The organism is Paenibacillus sp. P4_E11, from assembly GCF_056401635.1.
Genome location: NZ_JBFUIX010000672.1, coordinates 1 through 657, shown reverse-complemented (window position 1 = coordinate 657; position 657 = coordinate 1). Strand labels below are relative to the sequence as shown.

Here is a 657-nt window from a genome sequence, read left to right as displayed (position 1 = left end):
GTACGTTGGCGTGGAGCATGGAATCATTAATCATTTTTCGTATCATGCAGGGCATGTTCAGCGGAATCATCATGCCTACGACGATGACGATCATTTATCAAGTCATTCGCAAGGATAAGCAGGCACTCGGCATCGGATTGTGGAGTGTATCGGCCATGCTGGCTCCGGCATTCGGACCGACCATTGGGGGATGGCTAACGGAATACTTCGGATGGAAGTCACTCTTCGTCATGAACATACCGGTTGGGATTGTAGCTATTCTGATCGCCTTGAAGTTCATCCCGTATTACCGCATAAGCCGTGGAATCAAATTGGACGTAATTGGATTCCTTGCCGTTATCGTAGCGACGAGCTCCTTGTTGCTATCCTTCAGTCAAAGCAGTAGCTGGGGATGGTCATCATGGAAAACAATTTCCTTACTTGGCGCAGGAATCATCATCATGGTGTATTTTGTTAAGCGGACGTTGAAGGTGAATTCTCCCTTGCTCAATTTGCGAGTATTCAAGATATCCAGGTTCACTTTCAGTCTGATCATCAATTGTATTATTACGATTTCGCTATATGCAGGAACACTTCTGGTGCCGATCTATATGCAAAACATTCAACATGCTTCTTCCCTTCATACGGGACTTGTGATGCTTCCAGGTACGCTTATGA

1 protein-coding gene is annotated in these 657 nt (G+C 45.7%); it reads left to right on the top strand.

The features are described 5' to 3' along the window. Positions 1-17 precede the first annotated feature (17 nt). The coding region (locus AC1DWB_RS36845; protein WP_477545983.1) for an MFS transporter at positions 18-657 on the top strand (640 nt) is incomplete at its 3' end.